Source organism: Leucothrix pacifica, assembly GCF_003172875.1.
Taxonomy (GTDB): domain Bacteria; phylum Pseudomonadota; class Gammaproteobacteria; order Thiotrichales; family Thiotrichaceae; genus Leucothrix; species Leucothrix pacifica.
Genome location: NZ_QGKM01000133.1, coordinates 1 through 5,485, shown reverse-complemented (window position 1 = coordinate 5,485; position 5,485 = coordinate 1). Strand labels below are relative to the sequence as shown.

The following is a 5,485-nucleotide window of genomic DNA, read 5'->3' as shown; positions in this document are numbered from 1 at the left end:
AGCTACTGACCAAGCTACTGAACAAGCTACTGAACAAGCTACTGAACAAGCTACTGAACAAGCTACTGAACAAGCTACCGGACAAGCTGAAAAGTTGTTAGATTATTGCCAAGAGCCAAGAACAACAAAGGAGATGATGGCTTTTTTAGAAATGAATCATCGAGCGTATTTTAGAGACAATGTGTTGTTACCACTCCTGAATGCAAATCAGCTAAAAATGACCATCCCAGATAAACCTAAAAGCCCTAATCAGCGCTATCTCACAGTTTCAACAACGGATACTAAGCATGAGTAGAAACGAATCCGAAACCCGCGCCGAACTCATCTCCCCCAAGCTAAAATCAGACGGCTGGGGCGTGATCGAAAACAGCATCATTCGTCGTGAAGTAGGCATCACTGCGGGTCGCATTCTGGGTGGCGGCAAACGCGCCAAAAACCTAAGCGCCGATTATGTTTTAGAGTACCAAGGCCGCAAACTAGCCGCCATTGAAGCCAAAAGAGAAAACCTAAGCTACACCGAAGGCGTGCGCCAAGCCAAAGACTACGCCCAACGACTACAATGCCGTTTTGCCTACGCCACCAACGGTCACGACATCTACCAAATAGACATGCTCACCGGCAAGGAGCAGTTAGTAGACCGCTACCTAAGCCCCACCGAACTATGGCGCTTATGCTTCGCCCCCGAAACCGGCAAACCAGAACCCGATTACACCCCCATCTGGCGCGAACGTTTCGCACAAATTCCGTTTGAATGCAAAGGCGACTGGCAACCCCGTTATTATCAGGAAAACGCCATCAACCAAGCCCTAGAAGCGATGGCACAAGGCAAAGACCGCATCTTACTCACGCTTGCCACCGGCACAGGCAAAACCTGTATTGCTTTTCAAATGGCATGGAAGTTGTTTAACAGTCGCTGGAGTTTACAAGCCGCTAAAAACCCCAGTAATGCCAAAAAACGCCCGCGTATTTTATTCTTAGCGGATCGCAACGTACTCACCAAGCAAGCCTATAACGACTTCGGCGCGTTTGGTGAAGATGCAGTCGTACGCATAACGCCCGGTGAAATTAAGAAAGCCAAAGGCGTACCGAAAAACGCCAGTATTTTTATGGCGATCTTCCAAACCTTAATGACCGACTCGGCCCATAATGACAACTACGACACCAATAGCGATGCTGAAGATGAAGCCTTATTGGAAGACGAAGACTACACACCGCCAACCATTACCGACACTTCAAACTGCAATTTCAGACAGTACCCCGAAGACTTTTTCGATCTGATTATTATTGATGAGTGTCACCGGGGCGGAGCCAATGACGAAAGCTCATGGCGCGATATACTCAACTACTTCGCCCCTGCGGTGCAGCTAGGTTTAACCGCCACGCCTAAGCGCACCGACAATGCCGATAGTTATAAATACTTCGGCGAGCCGGTGTATAGCTACACCTTAAAAGAAGGCATCAACGACGGTTTTTTAACGCCCTTCAAGGTGTTTCCCATTGTCGGCACGATGGACGAATACGTGTATACCCCAGGCGATGCAGTCACCTTTAAGGGCGAACCGGAAGAAGGCAAGGTGTATAAAGAAGGCGACTTCAATCGCATTATCATCATGCCGCAGCGCGAACAAAAGCGCGTGCAGTATTGGATGGATCACATCAACCCACACGATAAAACCATCGTCTTTTGTGCTACCCAAGAACATGCCGGTATGGTGCGCGACTTCATCAACCAATACGCGGTAAAAAAGGGCTGGACGACGAATCCAAACTATTGTGTACGCGTAACCGCTAACGATGGCGCAGCCGGTGAAAACGACTTACGCACCTTCTGCGATAACGAAAAAACCATCCCGACCATTTTAACCTCCTCACGCAAGTTATCGACCGGTGTGGATGCGCGTAATGTGCGCAATATCGTGTTAATGCGTGAATGCAAAAACATGATTGAGTTCAAGCAGATTATTGGCCGTGGTACGCGTGTGTATGATGGGAAGTCATACTTCACCGTGTATGACTTTGTTAAAGCGCATCATAATTTTGCTGACCCGGAATGGGATGGTGATCCACTGCCGCCAAAAGGAAAGGACGATGAAGACCAAGACCCTTGCGACATTTGTAATGAACACCCCTGTGTTTGTGTCTGTGAGGTCTGTGGCTTTAACCCTTGTAATTGCGAGAATGCGACTGATGATGAGCCTTGTAGCGAGTGCGGTCAGTCTCCCTGTCAATGTGCGGGTGTAGACGAGCCATGCAGTGATTGTGGTGATTCACCTTGTAGCTGCGATGAAGGGGAAGGTAAGTCGCCTCGACCAGAGAAAATATTCATCACGCTAAAGGATGGCAAGGTACGTCAAATACAGCACATTAAAAGTGTGCTGTTTATGGGTGCTGATGGTGACATGATCACCGCTAAGGAGTTTGTCGAACAGCTGTTTGGCGACTTGCCACGCTTCTTTAGTGATGAGGACGAGTTGCGTCAAATTTGGAGTGACCCAAGTACCCGTGAAAAGTTATTAACTGACTTGCATGATGCGGGTTATGACGATGAAAAACTCGATAGCATGAAAGATATTGTCGATGCCAAAGATAGCGATGTTTACGATCTCTTGTCGTATGTTGCTTATGCCAGTGAGACACATACTCGGAAAGAACGCGTCGCAACGGCTAAGCCCGCGATAGCCAGTGAATTTACTTATAAGCAAATCGAGTTTATCGACTTCATTTTGGATAAGTATATTGAAGATGGTGTGCAAGAACTTGCAGCAAAGAAGATGCGGAGCTTAGTCGAGCTTAAATACAGCACTATTAGTGATGCCGCAGCAGAGTTTGGCTCTCCTGCGGCAATACGGGATACGTTTATTGGGTTTCAGAAATATTTGTATGAGTGATTGTTTAAATGAGGACAGGGTCTTTTGGGATACTGGTTTCTGACTTACCCACATTGCAAGCAGTAATCATGAGGTCTACAATATGTTACGTATTAGGTTATTTAGTGTAGACCTTTATGACAAAAACCGAAAAACTGCTCGCCGTTTTTTCCGCCACTGTTAAGGCTGGCGGGGGCATTCATAACACTTCAGAACTGGCTTTTATGTTAGAGGAAGCGAGTGGTCCGGCGTTTACCAAATTTTTAGCAGATGGCGTTAAAAAAGGTGTTTTAAGAAGAGTAGCCAAAGGGCTGTATGAAAGCACTCTCACACCTCCAGAGCCAGAAAGCGCCATCTATCAAATCATCAAAAAACTGCGTAGCGGTGTGCTGAATTACATCAGCTTAGAAAGCCAGTTGAGCCATACAGGGGATATTTCACAAGTACTAATCGACAGGGTTACAGTCGTCACAAAGGGGCGCAGTGGGACGTTTTTAACACCGTACGGGGTAATTGAGTTTACCCACACAAAGAAGCCAATAAATCGTATTGCGCCCAACTTGTATTTCGATCCAGATATTAAAATGTTTAGGGCAACAACCAAACAAGCAATAGCAGACCTTAAAGACTGTAATCGAAACGTGAATATGCTGGTGGAGAATTAACATGTTGAAAGAACAGATACGTCAAATTATTCAGTCCAATCCAGAATATGCCGCTATTACTCCTGTGATGGAAAAAGAAATTCTCCATCATGACATTATGGATGTACTCATAAAGCAAGGAGCGTTGCAAAAACTAACTTTTATCGGTGGGACGTCTCTGCGGATGTGCTACAACAGTGCTCGCTTATCAGAGGACTTGGACTTTAACGGTGGGCATGATTTTAAGCCTTCAAATTTTGACGGCTTGGAATTTGAAATACAAACATACATTCAAAATAAGTATGAAACCGAAGTGTGGGTGAATAAGCCGACTGAGGACAAACAAGGCAACACCTCTTCCTGGAAAATCAGCATCGTCAAAGAAGCCGGTCGACCTGATTTGCCACGTCAAAAAATGCATATTGATGTTTGCGCGATCCCATCCTTTGATGTGGAAAAAAGGCCATTGATAAACCATTATAATATTGTCGTGCCAACAGAAGGAATACTGATTCCGGTACAGTCACTAAAGGAAACGCTGGCAGACAAATTCATCGCTTTTGCCTACCGTGCGCGAAGGATTAAATCTCGTGATATTTGGGATATCGTTTGGATCAAGCAGCGGGGTGTTGAACTATCGACGGATTTGGTCTACCAGAAATTAGCGGCAAGAGACAAACAAAAACAAGACTTCATCAAAGCACTCAATAGTCAGCTGACTAAACTAATGCAAGACGAGGAAGTGCGTGAAGATTTTAATATGGAAATGAGCCGTTTTATTCCAAGTCAAATCAAAGAGCGGACGATTGATAACCCTGACTATTGGGTGTATGTACGGAATGAAATTAATGATCTTTCGTCAGCTCTAATTAATGATTCATCTCAAAACAAGTTTGATATGGGAGGGTAGCGTACTTCTAAGGCTTAACCAGCTGTTGAATGACAGCTTTACTGTTGGCCGAACCATCCTCCGGGGCGTGCCATTGTGAAACTTAACACCTTCACGCACAGTAAAGCTCCAACTCATACCATCTTCGGTAGCTGACCATTCAGTCGCCAAACCTGAAATCAAAATGCCTTTTGTATCCGCATCAACCAGTGTTTCCATGACCTGTAGGCGATGGAATGCAAAGCCTGAAACCGCAGGGTCATAGCTGTTGATTTCCCATGGGGCAGAGATTTTCACTGAGGTTTTATCAGCAGAAAAGGCAATAGGACTGGCGAACAGGCTCGCTGCCAGAATGGCAATAGATAGGGGCTTAAACATTAGGGAACTCCGTATCGTTAAGTGAGTCGTTGCTTAATTATGTTGCTGAATGATGCTAATAAGTTGCTGACAAAGGCTTCATCAAGGTCGGCGGTGATAAACACAAAGCGGCTTCGGTGGTCATCATCAGGCCACTCCGCTAATTTCACTGCGGGATAAAACAGGTGTTGAACACCATGTAGCACTGTTGGGTTATCAGGATGATCCTGTAGATTGACAATGCCTTTCATACGCAACAAACGAGGACCACAGGATAGGTTCAGAGCGGCCATTGCATCCGTTACATTTCGCCATGCCAGAGGTTGATCGAAGGTCACAGAGAAGCTGCGAATACGTCCGTCGACACCCGGTGATGCGCTTGATTTGGGGTTACGAATGCCGCTGTGTTGTGGTGATGATAGTGTTGTGACTGAGCGGAATTTATCGGCAGACAGCCATTGTTTTGCTTCGGTGGTCTCTGACTGATGATAGGCGCGTAAGCCGTAAACATTGCTTGGATCAACCTCTCCATGTAGCACAGGAACAATCGGTGCGGCTGGATTCAATTGCTTCAGACGTTCTTTAATCTGAGGCACCATGGCATCATCAGCAAGATCAGTTTTCGTTAGTAACAAGCGATCAGCCGTTGCGACCTGACGCACCGCTTCAACCTAAAATCCTCAGTTGGGCCTACTGAGCTAGCAAAATTATCTTTTCAAATACATTGA

The 5,485-nt window shown here is 45.9% G+C and carries 6 protein-coding genes; 4 read left to right on the top strand and 2 right to left on the bottom strand.

The genetic code is table 11. From position 1 onward, the window contains the following. The 4 genes from DKW60_RS23240 to DKW60_RS23225 all read left to right on the top strand — a co-directional run. Nucleotides 1-295, top strand: a 295-nt coding sequence (locus tag DKW60_RS23240; protein ID WP_219988903.1) for a Fic family protein, incomplete at its 5' end; no start/stop codon positions are given. Further along, nucleotides 288-2,888, top strand: a complete 2,601-nt coding sequence (gene hsdR / locus DKW60_RS23235) for an EcoAI/FtnUII family type I restriction enzme subunit R (RefSeq protein ID WP_109840026.1) — start codon at nucleotides 288-290, stop codon at nucleotides 2,886-2,888. The genes DKW60_RS23240 and hsdR, both read left to right, overlap by 8 nt. A gap of 116 nt (nucleotides 2,889-3,004) precedes the next feature. Beyond that, the gene (gene abiEi, locus DKW60_RS23230) at nucleotides 3,005-3,532 is read left to right on the top strand and encodes a type IV toxin-antitoxin system AbiEi family antitoxin (RefSeq protein WP_109840025.1); all 528 of its coding nucleotides are present in this window, start codon (nucleotides 3,005-3,007) and stop codon (nucleotides 3,530-3,532) included. Between the two features lies 1 nt (nucleotide 3,533). Then, complete coding sequence (locus DKW60_RS23225; protein ID WP_109840024.1) at nucleotides 3,534-4,421, top strand: nucleotidyl transferase AbiEii/AbiGii toxin family protein; 888 nt, start codon at nucleotides 3,534-3,536, stop codon at nucleotides 4,419-4,421. On the opposite strand, the gene DKW60_RS23220 is transcribed toward DKW60_RS23225, so the two are convergent. Next, nucleotides 4,389-4,778: an ABC transporter substrate-binding protein gene (locus DKW60_RS23220; RefSeq protein WP_109840023.1), complete on the bottom strand. Its 390-nt coding sequence runs from the start codon at nucleotides 4,776-4,778 to the stop codon at nucleotides 4,389-4,391. The two genes, DKW60_RS23225 and DKW60_RS23220, sit on opposite strands and share 33 nt — an antisense overlap. Nucleotides 4,779-4,795: 17 nt before the next feature. Next, nucleotides 4,796-5,419, bottom strand: coding sequence for a CobW family GTP-binding protein (locus DKW60_RS23215; RefSeq protein ID WP_245929775.1), 624 nt, complete (start codon nucleotides 5,417-5,419; stop codon nucleotides 4,796-4,798). Nucleotides 5,420-5,485: the final 66 nt, after the last annotated feature.

Coding starts and splice junctions, on each gene's coding strand:
- hsdR (WP_109840026.1), top strand. CDS start 288: ATGAGTAGAAACGAATCCGAAACCCGCGCCGAACTCATCTCCCCCAAG.
- DKW60_RS23220 (WP_109840023.1), bottom strand. CDS start 4,778: ATGTTTAAGCCCCTATCTATTGCCATTCTGGCAGCGAGCCTGTTCGCC.
- abiEi (WP_109840025.1), top strand. CDS start 3,005: ATGACAAAAACCGAAAAACTGCTCGCCGTTTTTTCCGCCACTGTTAAG.
- DKW60_RS23225 (WP_109840024.1), top strand. CDS start 3,534: ATGTTGAAAGAACAGATACGTCAAATTATTCAGTCCAATCCAGAATAT.